This window comes from Streptomyces sp. CB01635, assembly GCF_002803065.1.
Lineage (GTDB): Bacteria > Actinomycetota > Actinomycetes > Streptomycetales > Streptomycetaceae > Streptomyces.
Map to the genome: position 1 here is coordinate 1,416,469 of NZ_NNBL01000003.1, position 23,620 is coordinate 1,440,088.

A 23,620-nucleotide genomic window follows, 5' to 3' on the forward strand; every position below is an offset into this window, starting at 1 on the left:
GCCCGCTACGCGGCCGCCTCGGTCAGGGCTGCGGGAAGGTGGTCGGCCAAGTGCGCGTAGTCGGCTCGATCGTTGTAGAGATGCGCGGACAGCCTCAGGTAGCCGCGCCCGTGCCAAGTGGTCACGGCGGTCTCGCAGCCGATGGTGACGGAGAGGTGGCGTTGCAGGGCGTGCGCGGCCGCCTGGTCGGTGGCCGTGCCGTCGGGCAGCGGCACCAGGCGCATCGCCGGGGCCTCGCTGCCGCCGACCGCGGCGGTGTCCGTGCTGAGTGCGTCGGCGAGCATCCGCTGTGCCTCGCCCGCCAGTTCGGTGATGCGCCCCCGCGCGGCCTCCCAGCCGAACTGCTTCTCCACGAACTCCAGGGAACGCGGCGCCGCGAGCCAGGGAGTGAGGTCCACTGTGCCCTGCTGGTCGAAGCGCAGCGGGAACGGGTTGGGCGAGCCCCACGAGTCGGTCAGCGGGTACAGCTCCTGCGCCAGATCTCCGCGCGCCACCAGGGCGGCCGTACCCCGTGGTGTGCAGGGCCACTTGTGCAGGTTGCCGACCCAGAAGTCGGCGTCGCCCGTCTGCGCGAGCGGGTCGGCGAGCATGCCCGGTGCGTGGGCGCCGTCGACGAGGACGAGCGCGCCGGCCGCGTGGGCGTGGCGGGTGATGTCGGCGACGGGGAGGAGACGGGCCGTCGCCGAGGTGATCTGGTCGACGACGACGAGCGAGGTCGGGGCCTGCGCGTCGGCGAGGGCGTCGGCGAACCGGGCGGTGATCTGCTCGGGCGTCGCGTCGAGCGGCACATGCAGGGTCCGCACGCGCGCCCCCGCACGTGCGGCGGCGCGGGCCACGCCCATGGCAACGGCGCCGTACGCGTGGTCGGTGATCACCACCTCGCTGCCGCGCGGGAGCTCGAGCGAGGCGAGGACGGTGCTGACGCCGGCGCTCGCGTTCGGGACGAGGGCGAGGGTCTGCGCAGGGGTGTGCAGATAGCCGGCGATGTCGGTGCGGGCCTGCGCCACCCGCTCGGGGAGGCCGCGGAACCAGCGGTCCGGGTTCGCCTCCATCTCGGCGCGCAGGGCGTGCAGTTCCTCGATGACGGTGCGCGGCACCGCACCGAACGAACCGTGGTTGAGGTGGCGTATGTCCGGGTCGAGTGCCCAGGGGTCCAGGTGGTGCGAAGGCATATCAGCTTTCCGAGTCATCCGATGACTGTCGCTCTCCCGGAGGACCGTAGGCGGTAACCTACCCGCTGAACAGGGGGATGGAGAGATCTTCACGTCCAGCCACAAGCGCAGTCATTAGATGACTCGAGGGATAGCCGTACGTGGCATCGTTGCGGACACGGCGGCGGGGGCGTCCCGCGGCAACCGGAGGGGGTACGAGGATGGCGGCCACCGAGACCGCGGCTGCGGGCTTGCGTGCGATGATCGCGAGCGGCGAGCTGGGGCCGGGCAGCAGGCTCCCGCCCGAACCCGACCTGTGTGCCCGCCTCGGCGTCTCTCGCGGTTCACTGCGCGAGGCGGTCCGGTCGCTTGCGGCCCTCGGCATGCTGGAGTCCCGGCACGGCGCGGGCACGTTCGTCTCGGCGCTGCGCCCGGCGCAGATGCTGGCCGGTTTCAGTGCGACGGTCGACGTCCTTCCGCTGGACGGTCTCCTCGAACTCTTCGACGTGCGCCGCGCCATCGAGTCACACGCCGCCGCACTCGCCGCGGCGCGCGCGGACGAGACGGTCGTGACGCACCTGCGCGAACTTCAGGAGCGCCTGTCCCGCACGCAGGACCAGGAGCAACTCCAGCTGCTGGACCACGAGTTCCACGCCACGGTCTGCGCGGCGGCGGGCAACGAGACGCTCGCCGCGCTCGCCGGCCTGCTGCGTGCCCGCGGTGCCCACTACAGCGTCTACGGCACCCGGGAAGCGGCGACCGTGCGACTGGCCAGCGACCTCGGCCACGAGGCGCTCATCACCGCTCTTGCGGCCGGCGACCCCACGGCCGCGGCTGCCGCGGCCTCCGCCCATCTCTCACAGACCGAGGCGTGGCTGCGACACCTGCGACCGTCACCGGAGCCGCGGTGACGCGTCGCCGGCAACCGAACGAAGCGTCGTACGCATCAACTCTCGGATGCCTTGCGCGGGTCGGTTCGTGGGGCAGAGGCCGTCCACCCGGCTCAGCTTTCAAGACGGGCGGGCACTCGGGTCGGGCTGCGGTCGATGAGGAGTAGTGCTCGGCCCGGGACCAGGCCGACATCGGCGTACGGGGCAGCTGAGACGGAACCGCTCGTGCGGACCCGCGTACCCGCCGTCCGGGAGGCGGCCGAATGCGAGACCGCTCAGCGGGCCGGGCGACAGAGTCCGCGTGTGCGTTGACCTTCCGGGCGGTGGCCAAGCGCCACCGCAGACGGTGCGGGCGACCTGTTCCCGTAGGGCATCGACGTCATCGACGAGGAAGGTCGGCGGCAGTCCCGCACGGTCGACGCCGGCCGGGTCGCGCTGTCTGATCCAGGCGACGCGGGCGCCCCCGTCGTCATCCAGGCGCCGTCGCGCTGCCGGCCCAGGGCTGCCCGGTCGAACGCCCGCCTCTCCGATTGCCCCGGCCCCCGGGATGGCCCACGCCCCGCCATCATGTGTGCACCTCTGCCACTGCCGCCGGACAACTTCGCGGCACCGAAGCGGGTCGGGTCACCTACTGGTGCCGCCCTCTGTAACGCCCGCGCGAGCACTATGATCCTCGGCGGATCAGCCCTCATCTGCAGGAGGCCTGCATGTCCCACCCCTCCGTCCTCGCCGCGCTGACGTCCGCGTTGCGCAGTGGCTCCATCGAAGTCGTCGACCTCACGGCGCCGTTGTCGTCGTCCACACCGGTGCTCCAACTGCCCGCCCAGTTCGGCCAGACCGCGGTCTTCGAGCTCGAGGAGATCAGCCGCTACGACGACCGGGGACCCGCCTGGTACTGGAACAACTTCCGCAGCGGCGAGCACACCGGCACGCACTTCGACGCACCCAACCACTGGATCACCGGCAAGGGCCTCGCCGACGTGGCATCCGTGCCGGCACAGCAGCTGATTGCCCCGGCAGCCATGTTGGACTTCTCCGTCGAGGCGGCCGCGAACCCGGACTTCCTGGTCGAGGTCGAGCACGTCAAGGCGTGGGAAGCACAGCACGGGCCGCTGCCCGACGGGGGCTGGCTGCTACTGCGCACAGGATGGGACGATCGCTCGCACGCTCAGCAGGAGTTCCTCAACGCTGATGAGAACGGCCCGCACACCCCGGGGCTTTCGGCGGAGTGCGCCCGCTGGGTCGCCGAAGAGGCGCCCGTGATCGGTCTCGGGGTCGAGACGGTGGGCACCGACGCCGGCCAGGCACCGGGCTTCGATCCGGCCTTCCCGTGCCATTCCTTCCTGATGGGCAGCGGCAAGTACGGCCTGACCCAGCTGCAGAACCTCGCCGCGCTGCCGCCGACCGGCGCCGTCGTCCTGGCCGGACCGCTGCCCATCGTCACCGGATCCGGTGCGCCCGCCCGCGTGCTCGCACTGGTGGAGCGCGCGTGAAGGTCGCAGAAGCGGTCGGCCGGGCCCTGGCGGCGGCCGGCGTCGACCACGTCTTCGGTGTGGTCGGTTCGGGGAACTTCCATCTGACCAACGCCTTGGTCGCGGCCGGCTCCCGGTACGTCGCGGCCCGCCATGAGGGCGGGGCGGCCACCATGGCCGATGCCTACGCCCGCATGAGCGGCAAGGTGGCGGCGCTGTCGGTGCACCAGGGGTGCGGGCTGACCAATGCGCTGACCGGCATCGCCGAGGCGGCCAAGAGTCGTACCCCGCTGCTCGTCCTGGCGGCGGAGACCGCCGAGACCACTTCGAACTTCTACGTCGACCAGGACGCGCTGGCGCGGTCGGTGGGCGCCGTCAGCGCGCGTGTGACCTCGGCGGAGGACGCGGTCGAGCAGGCATGCGCCGCCGTGCGGCGAGCCCTGCACGAGCGCCGTACCGTAGTGCTCAATCTCCCGCTGGAGATCCAGGCCCTGGACGTTTCCGAGGGCGCATCGGTCACGCCGCCTCCTGAACGAACGTCGGTCGAGCCCGAGTCGGGCGCTGTCGTCCAGCTGGTGCAGACCCTCGAACGCGCGCAGCGCCCGGTCTTCGTCGCCGGCCGGGGAGCGCGGACACCCGACGCCCGCGACGCCCTGGCCGCGCTCGCCGAGCGGCACGGTGCGCTCCTGGCCACCTCTGCCGTCGCCCGCGGGCTGTTCCACGACAACCCGTGGTCGCTCGACGTGTCCGGCGGATTCTCCTCGCCCCTGACCGCGGAACTCGTAAAGGGCGCGGATCTGATCGTGGGCTGGGGCTGCGCACTGAACATGTGGACGATGCGGCAGGGCCGGCTGATCGGCCCGGAGGCCACCGTCGTTCAGGTCGACGACGACCCGTCCGCTCTCGGCAGGCACCGCACTGTCCACCTCGGCATCATCGGGGACGTGGAACGCACCGCACGGCGCGCCCTCGAAGCGAGCGGAGGGCGACGAACCGGCTACCGCACCCCCACCATCGGAGAGTCCATTGCCGCACGCGTGCGCTGGCGCGACGTGTCCTACGAGGACGAGAGCAGCCATGAGCGCATCGACCCGCGCACGCTGAGCATTGCGCTGGACGACCTGCTGCCCGCCGAGCGCGTGATCGGCGTGGACTCCGGGAACTTCATGGGCTACCCCTCCATGTTCCTGTCCGTGCCCGACCACAACAGCCTGTGCTTCACCCAGGCCTTCCAGTCCATCGGGCTGGGCCTTTCGACGGCGATCGGTGCGGCGCTGGCCCGGCCCGACCGGCTGCCCGTCGCCGCCCTCGGCGACGGCGGCGCGCTGATGAGCGCCGTCGAACTGGACACCGTCCGCCGGCTGGGTCTGCCGATGGTGGTCGTCGTCTACAACGACGACGCATACGGGGCAGAGGTCCATCACTTCGCCCCCGGCCAATTCCCCCTGGACACGGTCGAGTTCCCGCCCACCGACATCGCCGCCATCGCCCGGGGATACGGCTTCGAAGCGGTCACCGTACGCACCCGCGCCGACCTCGAACCTGTCCGGGACTGGGTCGCCGGGCCCCGCTCCACACCCCTGCTCATCGATGCCAAGGTCACCTCGGAGCACGGGTCCTGGTGGCTGGAGGAGGCCTTCCGCGGCCACTGAGAGACGGCGAGAAGCCGTCGAAGACCTCGGCCTGGAGGCGGGGATGCGGGCCAACGCCCGCCTGAAGTCGACCAGCGTGCGTGTTGATCGCCTCAGGCCCGCACCCGCCCACCTGGGTGATCGACCAGGACAGCACTCAGTAACTCGGACGAGGCAGGTGTCCTCATGCCGCCCGCCAGTTGTCGGCACCTGCTACCAAGAGCGGCTACCAAGAGCTGATCGGCTCCGGCCGTGTCGACGGGAATCCCCGCCGGCGGAACGGAGTTACTCACTGTTACAACGTTTGACAACGGGTGGGCCCCGGTCCGCCGCAGCGAGGGAACGGGAGCCGATGAGTCTTCGTCAGTTCGAGTACGCCCTGGCCATCGCCGAGGAGGGCTCGGTGACGGCGGCCGCGGAGCGGCTGCACGTCGCTCAACCGTCGGTGTCCCAGCAGATCCGCGGCCTGGAGCGGGAACTCGGCGTGGAACTGTTCGCCCGCACGCCGACCGGACTGGTGCCCACCGTGGTCGGCCGCGCGTTCCTGAGGGAGGCGGAGGCCGCGGTGAGCGCGGCGCGGCGGGCGAGGGCCACGGCGCGGGCCGGTGCCGACGAGCTGGTCGGCGAGCTGGTGGTAGCGGTGCAAATGGGCTTTGGCACACGGCAGTTGCCGGGTGCACTGGGCTCGCTGCGTCGCCGCTTCCCGCGGCTGGAGGTCACCGTCTTCGAGGAGCCGAGCTCCGCCGAGCTGGAGCGGCTGGGGCGACGGGGCGTGCTTGACCTGGCCCTGATGGCGGCGTGCGAGCAGAGCCCCGCCGACGCCCACCACCTCGGCGACGAGGAGTTCGTCGTGGCCCTTGCCGCCGGGCACCGGCAACTCGCCGCGGAGCGGGTCGAGCTGCGCGAACTGGAGAGGGAGCCGTGGGTGAGGTTCGACCGCGACAGCGCGCTCGACGGCGTACTGCTGAACGTACTGCGGGACAACGATCTGGCCCCGACCACGGCCGCCCGCGTGTCCCAGACGGCGACGGCCGTGCGCTGGGCCGCCCACGGCCTTGGGGTGACGCTCGTCCCGGCCTCCGCGGTGCCCCACGGTTACGAGCACCTCGTGCGCCCGGTTTTCCCGGTCGTGTCCCAGCCCGTCATCGCTGTGGTCCGGCCCGGCGCGGGCCCGGCGGAGACGGCCCTGCTCGAACTCCTGCGTCATGAGACCTGGTCCGAGTCCGCTTCCTTCTCACCCGCGTCCTGACGGCCGAGAAGGAAGCGGGGCGCTGCTGAACTTCTTTTGTCGAAACTGGCGTTCCGGAATCATGTCGGCGTCAGCCCCTGGGGAATTCGCCGCCGTCCACGACGAGACTGCTCCCGGTCAGCCAGCTCGCCCGGCCGGACGCGAGGAACAGCACCGCCTGGGCGATGTCGTCGGGCCGGCCATCGCGCCCCAGCGGCGCGGTGGTGGCGTCGTTCTGGCCCGGCGCCAGATCCAGGCGCGCCCACTGCTCCCGCGTCTCTTCGCCACCGGGAGTGGCGACTCTGCCGGGAGACACCGAGTTGACCCGGACTCCGAACGGGGCCTGTTCCACGGCCAGTCCCCGGCTGTAGTTCTCCAGTGCCGCCTTCGCCGCCGTGTAATGCAGGAACGGTCCTACTGGGGTGAGGACCGCGGCCGATGAGATGTGCACGATGACCCCCGAACGCCGTTCCCGCATCCCCGGCAGCAGCAGCGAGTCCAGCCGCACCGACGCCAGGAAGTTCAGGTCCAGCGCGTTCTGCCACTCCTCGTCGGGGATGGCCGCGCTGCCCTCGTGAGGTCGCGCCCCACCCGCGTTGTGGACCAGGACGTCCACCCCGCCGAGCACCTCCTGTGCGGCCGCGGCGAGCGCCCGTGCTCCAGCCAGTGTCCGCACATCGGCCGCCACGAAGGTGGCGCCCTCGGGCACCGTGCTTGTCGCCGACCTGGCAGTCGTGAGCACCTCGGCACCCGCGTCCAGGAGTTGGCGCACGACGGCCGCTCCGATTCCGCGAGAACCACCCGTGACCAGGGCCCGCTTTCCCGCGAGTTCTCGCATTCCCGATCCGTTCTCGATCGTGGTCATGCCACCGGTCCTCTCAATTCGCGTGTCAGTCCGCTCGACGGAAAAGGATCGACATGCGCAGACCGCGATTCCTCGGAGAAATCGCAGTGAGCACCTCGTCGAGCTGTTTCACGGTACGTACGGAAAACAGTGAGAGGCAAAGACGAAATGTCAGCAGGCGGTATAGGAAATCCCTATGGCGCTCCGGACGGCTAACGCGGTGTGGGCGTCGGTGTGCAGGACCGGTGCGGTGACGCTGTCGTGCCAGCGGGTTTCGAAGGGAGCTAGAGATGTAGGCGCAGACGACATCGATGAGCGGTGGGCTGGTCACGTGGCGAGTCCCAGATGAGACGCCGAGAGGTGGCCGAGCGGGCATGTTGGACAGGCGTACGTTGCGGGACGAATGGCCCAGGCCCTGCACGGCGTTGTGGTAACGGTCGGTGGACTGACTCTGCTGGGCCGTCTGCTGTTCGGTGTCGACCTGCTCGATCGACATCCAGGGACCGGTTTCGGTGCACCGGACGCGAAGGACCCACTGTGGTCGTCCCGACGGCGCAGAGAGCGCTGCCGGCCCACCGTCCCGATGGGCCGGCAGCAGAGGGCGATGTCCCCAGCGCCTCGCCCTCCCGGCGCCTTGGATCGCGTTCGAGGGCCGACTCACCTCAGCCGTGACTGAACCTCGACAACGTCGTCAATGCGGCGCGTGTCGATCTCCGTCCCGCCGGTCCGCATCCGTCAACGCGTTCGATCCCGATCGGGAGGTCGCAGAGCGCCGGGGGGTGAGTGAGCAGGCGAGGTAGGGCGGATCGACGGAACATGGGAGGAGCGAAAGGCAGAGTGCGCCGAGCAGACGGGAGTGCCGCAGGTGGGTGGCGGGCGCGAGCACGGCGATTCCGAGGAGTACGACGCCGAGGTGCGCCAGCTCGCGACTCTCAACCGGTTGGCGGGCCCGACTGCCGCCGGATCCGCCAAGGCGTCCGAGCGGACGCGCCACCGCGGAGCCGACCTGCTCGTGACGGGGCACGCCCTGGCGCGGGCCGCATCGCTCGGGGAGGCGCTCACCCTGATCTCCCAGCTGGCCGACGCCACCCTGCCGTTGTGCGGTCAGGCGGTGTTCCGGTCCGACCGCGAAGTCCTGAAGTGCGTGGGCCAGGTCGGCTTCCGCGACGGCGAGGTCGACGCGCTTCGACTGCCTCTCGGCACGATTCATCCGGCCGCGCAGGTGGCCCGGACCGGGCGCCCCGTCTTCCTGGCCTCCCCGCAGGAGTACCGAGACCGCTTCCCGTCCGCCTGGGAACTCGCAGGACAGCAGGGCTACGAGGCATGGGCCTTCCTGCCCCTGACGACGTACAGCCAGCTCACCAGCGTATGGATGGCGGCCTTCGACGCCCCGGTACCGATGACCGGCGGCCTGGGCACGTTCCTGTTGACCGTGGCCCGCTTGCTCGGCCAGAGCATCGAGCAGTCGTACGACGGCCAGGCGGACCGCGCACTCTCCCAGGGCCTGCGCAGCAGCATGAGCCGGATCGCCCCCGGTGTCGACGGCCTCACCGTCGCAGGCCGGTACGTGCCCACCGGCGGGGGCCTCATGGTCGGCGGTGACTGGTTCGACAGCATCCTCCTGCCTGGCGGGCGCCTCGGTGTGGTGATCGGCGATGTCCAGGGCCACGATGTGCAAGCGGCCGGGCTGATGTCGCAACTGCGTACCGCCATCCACGCCTACGCCGCCGAGGGCCATGGCCCCGACGCCGTCCTGGTGCGCGCATCCCGCTTCCTGACGTCACTGGGCGAAGGCCGCTTCGCCACCTGTATCTACCTGGAGGCCGATCCCGCCACCGGCGTCCTGCGCATCGCCCGGGCCGGGCACCCGCATCCCGTGCTGCGTCTGCCGGACGGAACCTGTCTGCTCAAACACGTGCGGGGTGGTCTGCCCCTCGGGCTCGACCTAGGGGAGGACGACTACCCGGTCAGCGTCGTCTCCCTGCGCGAGAACGAGATCCTCATGCTCTGCACCGACGGTCTGATCGAGTCCGGCGGACACGACATGTACTCCGGTTGGCTCCGTGTGCGCGACGCGCTGACCCCGGGCGGTCCTGAAGACCTCGACGGCCTGGCGGACCGGCTTCTGAACGCGGTCGTGGCCCCGTCCCCCGCAGAGGCGGGGGACCAACCCGGCGCCTCCTTCACGGAGGACGACATCGCGCTGCTGCTCCTGCGCCGAGACCCGTCGGATGTGCATGCGAACCGGGCCGGGCGGCATCTGCGCTTCACCCTCGAACAGGATCAGGCCCAGGGACTCGCCGACGCACGGATCGAATTCCAGGGCCTGCTCCACGACTGGGCGCGGCCGGAGCAGGTCGACACGGTTCTCCTGCTCGTGTCCGAACTCCTCGGGAACGTACTGATCCACACCGATCATGCCGCTGTCCTTCGGGCCGAAATCAGCGGCGTTGTTCCAGGCCGGCGACGACTGCGCGTGGAGGTCACCGACCGCAGCGACGAGGTCCCGAACCGGCGCGCCCCCGGCGAACTCTCCTCCTCCGGACGCGGCCTCGTCCTCCTCGACCTGCTGGCCCACCGGTGGAACATCCGCCCCGAACCGGAGGGGAAGACGGTCTGGTTCGAACTCGACGAGGAGGGCCCGGAAGAACCCTGACCCGCGGCTGAGCGAGCGTCTCCGTTGTTCTCTCCGCCGCGCCCGACAACCGACTCAGCCCCGGAGCCGTGCCATCTTCGCCCGAACGGCGCCTTGGTGAGGTCGCTGCCGATGCTGACCGTGAAGGCGCCCGCGGCGAGCCACTGCGCCGGGTTGTGGACCGTCACGCCGCTCGTTGCGTGATGCGCGGTCGATGATCTCGTCGTCGGACTCGTGTCAGCGGTCCCGTGGCCGTGGAGATCACCTTCGATGCAGCCGATTACGAGCGCCTCGCCGGGGCCGAGTTCGCCAGGATGGTGGACGAGGTGAAGGCCGTGGAGGTGCGACGGCCGCGGACGACGCGGCGGCCTCTGGTTCCTTCCTGGCCTGTCACAAGGGACCGGTGCTCCCACCTGTAGTGGTGGGGGAGTGGGGGCGTTTGTGCGGGGTGGTGCGGTTAGGCGATGGGTGTGGAGCGGATGGCGGAGATGTCGAACTGCAGCCGGACTTTTTCGCTGACCATGGTGCCGCCTGCTTCGAGGCGTTGGTTGTAGACGAGGCCCCATTGGGTGCGGTCGATGGTGGTGGTGGCGTCGAAGCCGGCCCGCTCGTAGCCGAAGGGGTCGAGGACGGAGCCGAGGTAGTCGAGTTGGAGTTCGACGGGCCGGGTGACGCCGCGGATGGTCAGGTCGCCTGTCATGCGGAAGGTCTCTTTGCCTTCGTGGGTGGTGGAGGTGCTGCGGAAGGTCATTTCCGGGTGGCGGCGGGCGTCGAAGAAGTCGGTGCCGATGAGGTGGGCGTCGCGTTGTTCGACGCCGGTGTCGACGCTGGCGACCCGGATGGTGATGTCGGCCCGGGACTGGGAGGGGCGGGCTCCGTCGAAGTAGAGGGTGCTGTCGTAGTCGGCGAAGGCGCCGCGGACGGTGGTGACCATGGCGTGGCGTACGGAGAAGCCGATGCGGCTGTGGGGGCGGTCGATGGTCCATTGCCCGGTGAGTGCGCGAAGGGCGGGGTCGAGTGTGGCGCCGGCGGCGGCGTCGGGGAAGGGCGTACGGGGGCCGGCGGCAGGCGTCGGCTCGATGGTCGTGCTCTGGCGACGGCTGAAGATACCCATGCGGTCGTAGCCCTCCTCGATTTTGATTACTCCGTGTTATCACGGTGTGGGGAGGGGGTGGACGGGGAGATGGGTTGTCTCGTCCGATATCTCTGTCGCGGCCTGCAAAGATGCACAGGATCGACCCAGGATCGTCATGAGTGTGGATGCACTGTCCGGCGATACGTCTTCACGTAAGGTCACTGCACGGTTCGGTGAGGTGGCGAGGTCGGCGTTCGTGGCGAAACTCGGTGACCGCCCCCCGCAGCCCGAACTCGTGAACAAAAGGCCGTCTCCAGCGTGCAGAGATCAGCCCTGTTCCGATGTCCGGGGCAAGGCGCCGCGATCGTGTGGAACCGTCCTGCTGTCCGCAGGGCCCTTGTGCGGGCGGCTCGTCGGGCCGGCTGTCCGAGGTCGGGCGGGGCGGTCGCGTAGTTCACTTCGAGGGTGGATACGGCGCCAGGTGCTGTGCTCCTGCGAGGCAACCACTCTGCCATTCGTCCAGGTACGGGGCTTGGTAAAAGAGTTCGCCGCAGGTTTCCCGGGCGGCATCGGCGGTGATCTCCTCACCGGCGCCCGAAATTTTCTGCCCCGCCAAATATCCGTCCCGGTAGACGTCGGCCCGGCTCTCGCGCTGGGTGCCCTTGCTGTGACCGCTGGTCGCTGTGGCGGTGCCGACGCCGTAGCCGGCCGCGAAGACTACGAGCGCAGCTGTGACCGAGCCGATCGCGAGCCGCGCCTTGGGTATCAGGAACGGGCGGCTTGGTGCGTCGTCCTTCGCGGCCATCCGGTCTCCTCAGGTGGGGACGCTGAAACTGATCAACAGTGTGGCCGTGGGTACCGCGCGTGTCAGCTGCTTGTGCACTCTTGCCGTTCCTGAGGCGGCGTTCAGGCCTCGGTGGCCCGGCCGGCGTGCCGTTCGATGCTGGTCGTTGGGTGACGGGCTGAGAGCCAGGGGAGATGGCCGTGACCGGACTCTTTGAACGAGTGAGCCTGGGCGGTCGGTTCGGGGTGAGGGCTTCTTCGTCCACTTTGGTTGGGTTCAGGTCAGTTGTGTGGCCGTGAGGGTATGGCCCGAAGCTTATGGGCCGTGCCCGTCTGTCCCGGCTCCAGCAAGGTCACCCGCCATCGGGCCTCGACCGCGTGTGCGCTGCCGCGTGCGTGCGGTCGGTGCCGCTGTCCGGGCCGGTCGGGGGTATCGGCGGGGGTGCAAGCGTGTCGGTGCCACGCTCCGCGGCCAGGTGTGCAGCACGCAGACTCGCCTCTGACCACGCGAGAGGTTGTCCGAGCCAGATGACTGCTTCCGCCCCCAATGTATCGAACGAAAATCGAGCATGGTGAGTCGCATGCCTGGAGTGCGTTCAGCGTGCGGGGATCACGCTCCTGGGCTGTGTGAGTGGGTGATCGGGGAGAGAGTGGAAGGGGTGTCTGCGTCGGGCCGTCGAGACCGCTGCCTGACCGTGTACAGCGGCTGGGAAGGAGATTGCCGCATCGGCCGTGCTGCGATGCGAGGAGTGCGAGCCCTGACGGCCGGGTTGCCACCGGGCCGTGATGAGCGCCGAGAGGAATTGGACATGACAGCCTCGTACGAAACCATCAGCACCAGGTTGGACGGCAACGTCCTGTCCGCCACCTTCAACGCCCCGCCGATCAACCTCATCGGTCCCGAGCTCGTGCGCGATCTCGTCGGACTGCTCGAGGAGCTTTCCCGACCGGCGACTGCACGAGTGGTGGTCTTCGACAGCGCGGACCCCGACTTCTTTTTCCCGCACGTAGACCTGACCAAAGTGTCCGAGTACACCGCTGAAGCCGCTAAAGCCGGAGGTCCGGGGGACGCCTCCCTGGGGATGCTGTTCCGCAGGCTCAGCGAGATCCCGGCCGTCACCATTGCCAAGTTGCGCGGCCGGGCACGGGGGGCGGGAAGCGAGTTCCTCCTCGCCTGCGACATGCGCTTCGCCTCCCGGGAGAACGCTGTCCTGTGCCAGCCCGAAGTCGGCATCGGCACCCCGCCCGGGGCGGGAGCGATCCAGCACCTGACCCGTCTGCTGGGCCGGGGCCGAGCGCTCGAAGCCGTGCTGACGTCGGCCGACTTCGATGCCGAACTCGCCGAACGCTACGGATGGATCAACCGCGCGGTACCCGACGCCGAGCTGGACGAGTTCGTAGCCGGCATTGCCGCGCGAATGGGGGGCTTCCCGCGTGATGCGCTGATTGCGGCCAAATCGGCCATCAACGCCATCAGCCTGGCAACTCCCGCCGATGTACGCGCAGATGCGGCCCTGTTCCAGCAACTCGTTCGGGGTGAGGCAGCACAGCAGCGCACGGCAGAGCTTTTCCAGCAGGGCTTCCAGACCCGTGGCCGTACCGAGCTCGACCTCGGTGACGCGCTGGGCGAGTTGAAGGCTGTCGACTGATGCAGACGACGGAACCATGCCTCCGACGCGTGGCCTCCAAGTACCCCGATCCGCGGCTACGACGTTGACCAGCCGGCCACGCGAAACGGAGCACCGGCACGGCCGTTGGAACCGCAGTCGGCTCGCGTGTGGAACGCACGAGATCTGTATCCGAGGACTTGCGCACCCTCACTGTCCTACGGCCAACTGCGATGCTCGGAGTGGCCAACCAGGTGCTCCGTCACAGCTGTGACGGAGCACCTGAGGCTTCGCACGGCAGCCGGCGCCCGGCACTCGCGGACGCGACCGGTGCCGCGGCGGACGACGTCACCTCGCGTCGGCGGCGGCGCTCGGCGCGGCCGTGCACCGGGTGGCATTCCGGGGACGCTCACGGACCTGCGCGGTGTGGCCAGTGGTTGCCCCCGGGGCGCGGGCGTAGCGGGTTGGGTCAGGCCTGTCCGTGGATGGTGCCTTTCAAGTCCGTCACACGCGAGGGGTGTGCTCGTCCAGAACGGCGCGCAGCCTGTCGAGGCCCTCACCGTCATGCACGCCCCGTTTGGGAAGGACACCGAGCCACGAGATGCTGGGGTCCCGGCTGAGCAGGACGAAGTGACCTGCCGTCTCCCGGTAGCCCCGGAAGACGGACCACTTCTGGATCAAAGTGCTGTGGTCGGTGCGGCAGGTGATGCCGACCGGAGACACGGTGGCGCGGTACTCGCCCTGCCATCCGACGATCCGCTGCACTTGTGCGGCTTGTAGCCGCGGATACCCCCACACCACCAGCACGACGAACAAGAACAGGACCGTCGAGACCACGTCGATGCTCCCGCGGCCCACGGTGGAGAGCAGCCACTGCCCCACCCAGAGTACGAGGAACACGCCTCGCAGCAGTAGCCCTGTCCGCTTGATCCGCTCGCGGACCCGCAGGCCGACCAGTGCGTCGGCAGACTGGGGCCGGTACACCAGCTGGACCGCGGTCTGTTCGTCCACGACATCGTCATAGGTTCCCGCGCTGTTGTCGGTGCCTTCGGCACCGCCGCTCTCGGCCATGATCCCTCCCCGGTACGAAGAAGTGCGGATCGTACCGGAACCTCAGTGCTGGGGCGGACGGCCGCCGTTGCGCACGGTGCCGCGAGCCTCGGAGCCAGGCTCCGCCGCGCGTTGCGCGCCCTGATCCTCAGGCTGCGGTGTGGGCGCCCGTGTCGCGCTGTGACATGGCCATGTAGCCGACGAATCCGATGATCGCGACGGTCCACGCGAGGGTGACCGGCGCCAGGCCGAGGCCGAGGCCGCCGCGGGCGTGGCCGAGGGCCATCCAGTCGGCGAGGGAAGCTCCGAGGGGGCGGGTGATGACATACGCGGTCCAGAACGCGGTCACCGCGCTCAGGGCGCCGAAGCGGTGGGCGAGGGCGGGCACGCAGATGCCGACCGCGAAGAGGACGACCGACCCCAGGTAGCCGAAGCCGACGGTGGCGGTGAGGTCACCCGCGGCGGTGCCGAGGGCGAACGTGGCGAGGACGGCCGCCCAGTAGAACGCCTCGCGGCGGCGCGTCTGGATGGAGTGGATCGACAGAGTCCGCTCACTCGCGTACCAGAGCATGAAGACCGCGGCCAGTACGGCGAGGAAGGCCGGCGTCGACAGGGCGTACGGGACTCCGAGCCCGATGTGCAGGACGTCGGCGGCCATGGTGCCGAACACGCTGACCATGACGACGGCGGTCCAGTAGGCCCAGGCGACGTACCGGCGGAGGGTGAACTGGACGGCCAGGGAGGCCACCAGAGCGAGGCCGCCGAGCGCGACCGCCGGCACCGGGCCGAGGATGCGGGCCAGGATGTCCGACGCCGTCTCACCCATGCCGGTGGTCAGCACCTTGATGATCCAGAAATAGATGGTCACCTCTGGCACCTTGTTCGCCATCCGGCGTACGGGGACGAGGGGGCGGTCGTCGAGGACGTGCTGTGCGGTCATGATCCGCACGATGGCACTTTGAGCCTGTACGCAACCTGAACGGGCGTGCGCACGGCAGCGGTGTCACGTAGCACCGCGGTACGACCCGGCGGGCGCGGATCAGTCCGCGGCACCACCGAATCGGGGTGCTTCGGTCCTCAGCGTTGTCGGTGAGGCGTCAGGGGTGACGGACGGGCGCCCGTGTCCCCTTCAGCGCGCGGCCCTCAGAGCATCCGCGGCCAGCAACGACACCAGGCCGATTCCCGGTAGCGGGCGGCGTCCTCGCCCTGCGTACTGCAGGGTGATTCATTGACGCTGCCTGTGCAGTGGTTGACAGGATGAAGGCCGGGTACTCGGGACTCATTGGGAGCCATCTGACCTGCACCGTGGGCGCAGGCCGCGAGACCTCCTCTGCCGGGGTCCGCCCCGTGATGAGGTCGGGGCGGCGTGGGTCACCGTACGGGGATCACGGACAGGTTGTCTTGTCCGCGTGGGGCAATGCCGTGACCAGCGAATATGGCCTCTTGGAGCTCCGTCGGCGACCCCTCGGACACGATTTCAGGGCGTATGGGTGCGCTGCGACGCGCAGGCACTGCCGGGCAGTGCGCAGGAATGGGTGTCCCGCAATCCGGGGGTCCGTGGCCCTGGAAGTACGCACGTGGGACCCCTGCTGCACGTTTGGACGCTCATGTCAGGGGGACGCGATAAGCGCGTAAGAGCGACCTTCTCGGAGGCGAACCGTGGTTCGACCCCGCTTCGTGATCGGCGGCGCCGACTTCGCCGGGTGTCAGCCGGACTGCACTGCGCCCCGGGCGTCCCTGCCCAAGGCCGCCCGGAACGGCAACAAACTGTTGCCTTTTCCAGGCGTCGCCGCGTACTCGGGCTGCCCGAGGCGCCGCATCTGTGCGACCACGGGACACGGGATCAGACACGTCGAACTCGTCCCGCCGTTGCCGACGGCCCCGGGCGCTGGTCCTCGCGCTGCACGTTCGTGGCTTCGGGGCCGGACACGGGGACGGAGGTCGCCGCGTACGGGCATCTGTTCAGCTGCGCGCCGGTGCGCAAGCAACCGCCGGCGTGCGTAGCGGGAGCCCTGTCCGGTGCGACAACCCCTCGGAAGGAGTGACATGAATACCCGTCAACTTTCGGAACTCGCCCAGCAGTTGCGTGTCGACAGCATCCGCGCCTCCGCCGCCGCGGGCTCCGGGCATCCCACCTCCTCGATGTCTGCTGCCGACTTGATGGCCGTTCTCCTGGCGAACCACATGCGCTACGACTTCGACCGCCCCGCACATCCCGGCAATGACCGGTTCGTACTCTCGAAGGGGCACGCTTCCCCGCTGTTGTACGCCGCGTACAAGGCGGCCGGCGCGATCAACGACACCGAGCTGCTGACGTTCCGCAGGCTCGGCAGCCGTCTCGAAGGGCATCCGACGCCACGGCAGCTGCCGTGGGTCGAGACGGCCACAGGCTCCCTCGGGCAGGGGCTGCCCGTCGCCGTCGGCATCTCGCTGGCCGGCAAGCGGCTCGACCGAACCGGATACCGCGTCTGGGTCTTGTGCGGCGACAGCGAGCTCGCCGAGGGCTCCGTGTGGGAGGCCGCCGAGCACGCAGGTTACGAGCACCTGGACAATCTCACGGCGATCGTCGACGTCAACCGCCTCGGCCAGCGCGGCCCGACCCGGCACGGACACGACCTGCACGCCTACGCACGCCGCTTCCAGGCCTTCGGCTGGCACACCGTCGAGGTCGACGGGCACGACGTCGACGCCATCGACCGCGCCTACGACGAGGCCCTGTCCACCGCCGGGCAGCCGACCGCGATCCTCGCCCGCACCCTCAAGGGCAAGGGCGTCGCATCCGTCCAGGACCGCGAGGGCCTGCACGGCAAGCCGCTGCCGGACGCCGAGGAAGCGATCGCCGAACTCGGCGGCGTACGCGACCTACGGGTAGAGGTGCAGCATCCGTCCGCCGCACGGATGCTGCATCCCGTGGGCTCGGGCCATGCCGACCTTCCCCGTTACGAGACGGGTGACGAGGTCGCCACCCGCGACGCCTACGGGAAGGCTCTCGCCGCTGTCGGAACCGCCCGTGGCGACGTCGTCGCCCTGGACGGCGAGGTGAGCGACTCCACGCGCTCCGAGTTCTTCGCCAAGGAGCACCCCGACCGCTTCTTCGAGTGCTACATCGCCGAGCAGCAGATGGTCGCCACGTCGGTCGGGATGGCGACGCGCGGTTGGGTGCCGTACGCCTCCACGTTCGCCGCGTTCCTCACCCGCGCGTACGACTTCGTGCGCATGGCCTCGATCAGCGGGGCCGGGATCAACCTGGTCGGGTCGCACGCGGGCGTCGCCATCGGTCAGGACGGGCCCTCGCAGATGGGGCTCGAGGACCTGGCGATGTTCCGGGCGATGTACGGCTCGACGGTGCTGTACCCGTGCGATGGCAACCAGACGGCGAAGCTCGTCGCGGAGATGGCCGACCTCGAGGGCATCCGCTATCTGCGCACCTCCCGCGGCGACACCCCCGTCATCTACAGCCCCACCGAGGAGTTCCCGATCGGCGGAAGCAAAGTGTTGCGCGCATCCGGCGAGGACCGACTGACCGTGGTCTCGGCGGGCGTCACCCTCCACGAGGCGCTGAAGGCCGCCGAGTTGCTCGACCGCGAGGGCATCCAGGTCCGGGTGATCGACCTCTACTCCGTCAAGCCCGTCGACCGCAGCACCCTGCGCGAGGCCGCCGAAAGCACCGGCTGCCTCCTGACAGTGGAGGACCACCGCGCGGAGGGCGGTATCGGGGACTCGGTGCTCGACGCCTTTGCCGACGGCCGTCCCGTACCGCGCCTCGTGCGCCTGGCTGTCCGGACGATGCCCGGCTCGGCGACTCCCGCGGAGCAACTGCACGCAGCCGGTATCGATGCCGAGTCGATCGCGGCGGCGGCGCGGCTGCTGGTCGAGACGGCCGTCGTGCGCTGACCGAAGGACACCGAGATGACCAGCTCCGAGACGGTCCGTGTGGGCCGTCGGACCGTCGACGTCCACCGCCCGGACAAGGTGCTGTCTCCCGCGAGCGGGCGCGGCGAGGCGTACACGAAAGGCCACCTCGTCGAGCACTACCGCGCGGTCGCACCTGTCATGCTGCCGCACCTGCGGGGCCGCCCGCTGATGCTGGAACGGCACCCGGACGGCATCGACTCCGGGCCCCCTGTGCCGGAGCTGTCACCTGGCGCGGAGCGTCAGCCGGACGGTTCGTCGGGCACGGGGTGCTCGGGGCTCGGGCTTCCGGAGTGCGGGGTGGTCCCCCGTCGGCCGGTACCCGCTTCGTCTGTGTCGGGGATCTCCGGGTCGGGCTCGGGCGGCTCCCCATCGGTCGGCTGTGCCACATCGCCTGCGGCGTCCCAGGGATCAGCGCCGGTGCCTGCCTGCTGGTCGGGCATGTCCCTCGGGGTGGGCCCCGGTACCGGTTCCTCGGGTCGGCGGTCACTCACAAATCTCTCCCTTCCTCGGTGGGCTGGTGTGGCACGCGGGTACCCACGTGGATGGAAAGGATGTCTGATACTGGCGGCTCTGTGTCCCAGGTTCCCCGCACAGGACGGGTCGTGCCGTTGAGAGGAGCCGTCAGGCGACGCGGTCCAGGCAGTCCGCTGCGACTGCCTCGTCCAGGGCCGCACGCACCAGCGCCGAGGCCATCTCCGCGTGCGTCCCATCACCGGCGAGCCGGACGAGCTCAGAGGCTCGCCGCGGCAGTCCCAGACGCGTGGCGCCCTGAAGAGCCTTGGAGTCCACGAAGGGGGCGAACTCCGGCCACACGTCCTGAACCTCCCGCAGGAAGATGTCCGCCCCGACCGGACCGACCCCCGGCAATTCCCGCAACAGGTGCCGCAACTCGTCCGCATCTCCGTCCGCCTGCTCCCGCATCCTGCGCAGGTCGCCGCCCCAGTGGTCGATCAAGATGTGGCCGCCCTCACCCAGTTGGGTTGCCGTGCGCTCGTCGTAGCGGCGGTAACCACCACGCCCGAGGGCATCGACGCGCTGCTGCCAGGTGGCTGCGCACATGCGTTTCGGGTCCCTCAGTCCGGCCTCGTACAGGGACCGCGACGTCGAGACCGCGGCAGAAGCACGGATCCGCGCGCTGAGCAGGTGCGCCAGGACGAGCGTCCGGTAGAGGGGCTGCGGTGTGTTCTTCAATTGGATGTGGGCCTCGGCGGCATAGGTCTGCCCGTGATAGCGGAGCAGTTCCCGCATGACTTCCTTGTCTCTCTTGTTGTGGGTCATGGCTACAGCTGCTCCTCTGCGTGATTGCTCAGCCCCTACCGCGGGCAGCTCGCCCGGCGACGGCTGGTGTAGGGACCACGTACGCATGGCAGATCGCGGAATGTCACGTTCCCCGGGTGTCCCGGGACGGCGGGGGTATTCGTGGTCAGCCGCGGGCGGCGCTCGGTGTTCGGATGCCGCCGACGATGAACCGCTGGTCCACCCCGTGGACCAGCCGACCGGATTGATCGGAACGTGATCGGTGAGGCGCTGCGGCTATGGCCCGCGAGCCTCGCCCCTGGGGGCGGCGTGACGCACGTGGGACCGCCCCCAGGCCCGGCTCCGGTGCAGGGGCAGGGCGCGCGGGACGGCGTACCAGCACGGACATCTGCAAGACCGTGGGGCAGCGAGGAACAGCGCCCTCGTAGGAGCCGATCTCTCCCTGTCCGTCGGCGTCATACGATCCGCCGACCTCGTACAGAACGTAGGGATTGTCCGGGTGCTCGGTCAGCAGTTGCTCGAAGAAGTCGACGGTCGGCTGTAGGTTCGCCCGGTCCCGGCGGGCGAACGCGTCTTCTATCGTCGCGGCCAACTCGGGTCGGGGGCCAGCGTTCGAAGACGCCGGTCAGGCGGCCGCCCTCGGCCGCGCTGTCCCCGGGTTGGGCGCCGGGGTGGCCGCGACGTCAAGCCTGCGACCTTGCGGCCATCGTGCTCTGCGAGCGCTCGCAGGAGTTGTCGAGAGTACCGATCCGCAGAGCGGACGCGGCTGCATGCCCGCTGCCCGTCCCATTGCGACCCTTGTGAGAAAGCGCTTGCTGGAAGCATTGACGGCTCTGCGAGCGCCTGCAAGAGTCGCGCCTCAACAAGAAATTGACGCAACGCAGTTGACCTACCTCGCGGAGGAGCCGCATGGGCAATGACGCCCCCTCCCGCCGTACCGCCCTGGCAGCCCTGCTGTCCGCGGGACTCGCCACGGGCTGCAGCAGCGGCGCGCGTTCGGTCGCCTCCGGCGGCACGGCCACGCTGCGCTACTTCTTCTGGGGTGATGCCGGCCGGGCCGAACTCATCAACCAGTGCATCGCGGTATTCGAACGCGATCATCGGCGTATCCGGATCAAGACCAGCTTCGTAGGCTTCGACGCGTACTGGCAGAAGGTGACCACCGCGCTCGCCGGCGGCAATCCGCCCGACCTGCTGCACGTCGACTATGCCTGGCTGCGCACCTTCGCCAGTCACGACCTCCTCGCCGATCTCGCCGAACTCACCGGTGCCGGCAAGGAGATCGACGCGAGCGCCGTCGTGCCCGCGCTGCGGACCGCCGGCCTGATCGAAGGTCGCCGCGTCGGCGTTCCGCTGTCGCGCAACAGCATCGCGCTCATGTACGACGCCGGGCTCTATGCCGAGGCGGGGGCCACTCCGCCGGATCTGAAGACGGGTTGGGAGACGTTCGCCGAACAGACCGCCAGGATCTCCAAGTTCACCAAGGGCGCACAGGTCGGTGTCGACAACCCCGGCCAGAACTACATGGGCGTCGAGATGTGGATGATGCAGCACGGTAAGACGGCGTGGACCGAGGCCGGTCAACTGGGCTTCACACCCGACGACTTGCACGGCTACCTGTCGTTCATCGAGCGCTGGCGGGACGCCGGCGGGATCGCGGGTGCCCGGGTCATCCTGGAGGCGAAGCCGGGCGCTCCAATCACCGCGCGCCGCGCGGCCTCGATGTTCGAGTGGGACAACCAGGTCGGCAGCCGGAGCGAGGCGCGCGGGACCCGCCTGAAGCTGACCACCCCGCCCACCGACACCGGCACGAGCGGCCTCTACGCCAAGCCGGGCATGCTGCTCAGCGCTTCGGGCGCGACGCCGTACCGCAGTGAGGCCGCGCAGTTCATCAACTTCATGATCAATGACCGGCGCGTCGCGAAGATCCTCGGCACCAACATCGGCATGGCGCCCACCACCCGCCAGGAGGGCGCGGCCAGTACCGACGACCCGTTCGTGCGCCTGACCCAGGGCTACGAGAAGCGGATCGCCGGCGTGGCAGCGGCAACACCGCCTGCCCCCGGAGTCGGCGGCTCCACCCTGAACGTCCGCCTGGAGCGCATCGCCGAGAAGCTCGGCTACGGCGTCATCTCCGTGGACGAGGCCGTCGACCTCTACTTCGACCAGGCGAAGGTCGTCCTCTCCTGACGACTGCCGGCCCGAGAACCCCCACGACCTATGGAGAACCCATGGCCGGTACGACGACGACCGAGGCCGCGATACCGGCGGCCCGCCGAGACCCCCACACTCGCCGCGTCGCCCCGGGCAAGCGCCGCCGGGGCAGCGATCGTGCGGCGTATGTCTTCCTGACTCCCTGGATGATCGGCGCGGGTCTGCTGACCCTCGCTCCGATGTTCTATTCGCTGTTCATGTCCTTTACGGACTACAACCTCTTCGACACCCCGAACTGGATCGGCCTCGAGAACTACCGGCGTATCCTCTTCGACGATCCGCAGGTGCGCGACTCGGTCCTGGTCACGCTCCAGTACGTGCTGATCGCCACTCCGCTCAAGCTTGCCGTGGCCCTCGGTGTGGCGCTGCTCCTGCACACCAAACGCAGGGGCCGCAACTTCTACCGGGCCGCCTTCTATCTGCCCTCGCTCATCGGCGCCAGCGTCGGCGCGGCCATCGTCTGGAGGTTGCTCTTCTCCACCGGCAGCGTCGTCGACCGCGCCGCCGGCATCCTCGGCATGGACACCGGCGGCTGGGTGTCCAACCCCGACTGGTCCATGATGTCCCTGGTCGCCCTCTCCGTCTGGCAGTTCGGCGCGCCCATGGTCATCTTCCTGGCCGCGCTGCAACAGATCCCGCGGGACCTGTACGAGGCGGCCGAGGTGGACGGCGCCGGGCCGATCCGCCGCTTCGTCTCCGTGACCGTGCCGATGCTCTCTCCGGTGATCTTCTTCAATCTGGTCCTGGAGATGGTGCACGCCTTCCAGATGTTCAATTCGGCCTTCGTGCTCTCCAACGGCACCGGCGGCCCGGCGGGCTCCACGTACGTCTACTCGATGTACCTGTACGAACTCGGCTTCAACGACTTCCGGATGGGCTACGCGGCCGCCCTGACCTGGGTGCTGCTGATCGTCATCGGTGTCGTGACCGCGGTCCTGTTCAAGACGTCGGGCCGCTGGGTCCACTACGCGGGCGAGGAGAAGTGACCATGACGACCCCGACCATCCCTCGAACCCAAGGGGTCCGGCACAGGCCGTTCGACCGGGGCGCCCTGCTCTGGCACGGTGGCGCCGCCGTGCTGCTGCTCGCCCTTCTGTACCCCGTGGTGTGGGTGTTCACCTCATCGGTCAAGCCGCCCCAGGAGATCCTCTCCAGTTTCGACCTGCTTCCCTCTCGGCCCACGTGGGAGGGGTTCCGCACCGCTCTCGAAGGCATCGCGGAGGTGCCGACCTGGCGATTCTTCTCCAACTCGCTGATCCTCTCGGTGGGTTCGGTGATCGGCAACGTGCTGTCGTGCTCGATCGCGGCGTATGCGTTCGCACGGCTGCGCTTCCGCGGCCGCGGCGTCATGTTCACCGCGATGATCGGCACCATCCTGCTCCCGCACCACCTGCTGCTCATCCCGCAGTACACGATGTTCCAGCAGGCCGGCCTGGTCGACACCTTCGTGCCACTGCTGCTCGGCAAGTTCCTCGCCACCGACGCGTTCTTCGTGTTCCTGATGGTGCAGTTCATCCGCAATCTGCCGCAGAGCCTCGACGAGGCCGCCCTGATCGACGGCTGCGGCCACTTCCGGATCTTCTGGCACATCGTGCTGCCGCTGCTGCGACCCGCACTGATCACCACGGCCATCTTCACGTTCATCTGGTCGTGGAACGACTTCTTCGCCCCGCTGATCTACCTCCAGTCGCCGGAGAACTATCCGCTGCCGCTGGCCCTGCGTCTGTTCGTCGACTCCTCAAGCGCCACCGACTACGGAGCGATGCTGGGCATGTCGGTCCTCTCCCTGTTGCCGGTGATCGCCTTCTTCGCCGCGTTCCAGCGCCTGCTCATCGAGGGCGCAGCCACCTCCGGGCTCAAGGGCTGAA

At 69.4% G+C, this 23,620-nt stretch carries 18 protein-coding genes and 1 pseudogene; 11 read left to right on the forward strand and 8 right to left on the reverse strand.

The genetic code is table 11. From position 1 onward, the window contains the following. Window positions 1–5: 5 nt before the first annotated feature. A complete protein-coding gene (locus CG723_RS14620) occupies window positions 6–1,172 on the reverse strand; it encodes an aminotransferase class V-fold PLP-dependent enzyme (RefSeq protein WP_199841744.1) in 1,167 nt (388 codons plus the stop codon). A 200-nt stretch (window positions 1,173–1,372) separates the two neighbouring features. Between CG723_RS14620 and CG723_RS14625 the strand changes: the two genes are divergently transcribed. From CG723_RS14625 to CG723_RS14640, 4 genes are all read left to right on the forward strand, one after another. Beyond that, the gene (locus CG723_RS14625; RefSeq protein ID WP_100593691.1) at window positions 1,373–2,062 is read left to right on the forward strand and encodes a FadR/GntR family transcriptional regulator; all 690 of its coding nucleotides are present in this window, start codon (window positions 1,373–1,375) and stop codon (window positions 2,060–2,062) included. Window positions 2,063–2,748: 686 nt separating this feature from the next. Then, a complete protein-coding gene (locus tag CG723_RS14630) occupies window positions 2,749–3,534 on the forward strand; it encodes a cyclase family protein (protein WP_100593692.1) in 786 nt (261 codons plus the stop codon). After that, entirely contained in the window at window positions 3,531–5,165 is a 1,635-nt protein-coding gene (locus CG723_RS14635) for a thiamine pyrophosphate-binding protein (RefSeq protein ID WP_100593693.1), read from the forward strand. The genes CG723_RS14630 and CG723_RS14635 overlap by 4 nt, the downstream gene beginning before the upstream one ends. A gap of 331 nt (window positions 5,166–5,496) precedes the next feature. After that, window positions 5,497–6,393 carry a LysR family transcriptional regulator gene (locus CG723_RS14640; protein WP_100593694.1) on the forward strand — a complete coding sequence of 299 codons (897 nt, stop codon included), beginning with the start codon at window positions 5,497–5,499 and terminating at the stop codon, window positions 6,391–6,393. A gap of 70 nt (window positions 6,394–6,463) precedes the next feature. Here CG723_RS14640 and CG723_RS14645 read toward each other — a convergent pair whose 3' ends face one another. Further along, the gene (locus CG723_RS14645) at window positions 6,464–7,237 is read right to left on the reverse strand and encodes an SDR family oxidoreductase (protein ID WP_100593695.1); all 774 of its coding nucleotides are present in this window, start codon (window positions 7,235–7,237) and stop codon (window positions 6,464–6,466) included. Window positions 7,238–8,081: 844 nt separating this feature from the next. Between CG723_RS14645 and CG723_RS14650 the strand changes: the two genes are divergently transcribed. Beyond that, on the forward strand, window positions 8,082–9,872 hold the full coding sequence (locus CG723_RS14650) for an ATP-binding SpoIIE family protein phosphatase (RefSeq protein WP_100593895.1): 1,791 nt from the start codon (window positions 8,082–8,084) through the stop codon (window positions 9,870–9,872). A 436-nt stretch (window positions 9,873–10,308) separates the two neighbouring features. Here the strand turns inward: CG723_RS14650 and CG723_RS14655 are convergent, their stop codons facing one another. Together CG723_RS14655 and CG723_RS14660 are read right to left on the reverse strand one after the other, a co-directional pair. Further along, window positions 10,309–10,965 carry a YceI family protein gene (locus CG723_RS14655; RefSeq protein ID WP_100593696.1) on the reverse strand — a complete coding sequence of 219 codons (657 nt, stop codon included), beginning with the start codon at window positions 10,963–10,965 and terminating at the stop codon, window positions 10,309–10,311. A gap of 415 nt (window positions 10,966–11,380) precedes the next feature. Continuing rightward, a complete protein-coding gene (locus CG723_RS14660) occupies window positions 11,381–11,731 on the reverse strand; it encodes a hypothetical protein (RefSeq protein ID WP_100593697.1) in 351 nt (116 codons plus the stop codon). A gap of 787 nt (window positions 11,732–12,518) precedes the next feature. Between CG723_RS14660 and CG723_RS14665 the strand changes: the two genes are divergently transcribed. Continuing rightward, window positions 12,519–13,358 carry an enoyl-CoA hydratase/isomerase family protein gene (locus CG723_RS14665; RefSeq protein WP_159032455.1) on the forward strand — a complete coding sequence of 280 codons (840 nt, stop codon included), beginning with the start codon at window positions 12,519–12,521 and terminating at the stop codon, window positions 13,356–13,358. Between the two features lie 462 nt (window positions 13,359–13,820). Here CG723_RS14665 and CG723_RS14670 read toward each other — a convergent pair whose 3' ends face one another. Both CG723_RS14670 and CG723_RS14675 read right to left on the reverse strand, forming a co-directional pair. Continuing rightward, entirely contained in the window at window positions 13,821–14,387 is a 567-nt protein-coding gene (locus tag CG723_RS14670; protein ID WP_100593699.1) for a YcxB family protein, read from the reverse strand. 127 nt (window positions 14,388–14,514) lie between these two features. After that, window positions 14,515–15,306: a COG4705 family protein gene (locus tag CG723_RS14675; protein ID WP_100593700.1), complete on the reverse strand. Its 792-nt coding sequence runs from the start codon at window positions 15,304–15,306 to the stop codon at window positions 14,515–14,517. 1,106 nt (window positions 15,307–16,412) lie between these two features. Between CG723_RS14675 and CG723_RS14680 the strand changes: the two genes are divergently transcribed. Next, window positions 16,413–18,260 carry a transketolase gene (locus tag CG723_RS14680; RefSeq protein WP_100593701.1) on the forward strand — a complete coding sequence of 616 codons (1,848 nt, stop codon included), beginning with the start codon at window positions 16,413–16,415 and terminating at the stop codon, window positions 18,258–18,260. Between the two features lie 15 nt (window positions 18,261–18,275). Continuing rightward, window positions 18,276–18,488, forward strand: a pseudogene (gene ligD / locus CG723_RS47525) (non-homologous end-joining DNA ligase LigD); the annotation flags it as partial. Between the two features lie 32 nt (window positions 18,489–18,520). Here the strand turns inward: ligD and CG723_RS14690 are convergent. Continuing rightward, a complete protein-coding gene (locus tag CG723_RS14690; RefSeq protein WP_442802548.1) occupies window positions 18,521–18,772 on the reverse strand; it encodes a hypothetical protein in 252 nt (83 codons plus the stop codon). A 130-nt stretch (window positions 18,773–18,902) separates the two neighbouring features. Then, window positions 18,903–19,559, reverse strand: coding sequence for an endonuclease (locus CG723_RS14695; protein ID WP_100593703.1), 657 nt, complete (start codon window positions 19,557–19,559; stop codon window positions 18,903–18,905). Between the two features lie 888 nt (window positions 19,560–20,447). Here CG723_RS14695 and CG723_RS14705 point away from each other — a divergent pair. Genes CG723_RS14705 through CG723_RS14715 form a run of 3 tightly spaced genes read left to right on the forward strand, consistent with a single transcriptional unit; the run spans window position 20,448 to window position 23,619 of the window. Further along, on the forward strand, window positions 20,448–21,728 hold the full coding sequence (locus CG723_RS14705; protein WP_100593704.1) for an ABC transporter substrate-binding protein: 1,281 nt from the start codon (window positions 20,448–20,450) through the stop codon (window positions 21,726–21,728). Window positions 21,729–21,769: 41 nt separating this feature from the next. Further along, window positions 21,770–22,738, forward strand: coding sequence for a carbohydrate ABC transporter permease (locus tag CG723_RS14710; protein WP_100593705.1), 969 nt, complete (start codon window positions 21,770–21,772; stop codon window positions 22,736–22,738). 2 nt (window positions 22,739–22,740) lie between these two features. Beyond that, the gene (locus CG723_RS14715) at window positions 22,741–23,619 is read left to right on the forward strand and encodes a carbohydrate ABC transporter permease (protein WP_199841745.1); all 879 of its coding nucleotides are present in this window, start codon (window positions 22,741–22,743) and stop codon (window positions 23,617–23,619) included. Window position 23,620 lies beyond the last annotated feature (1 nt).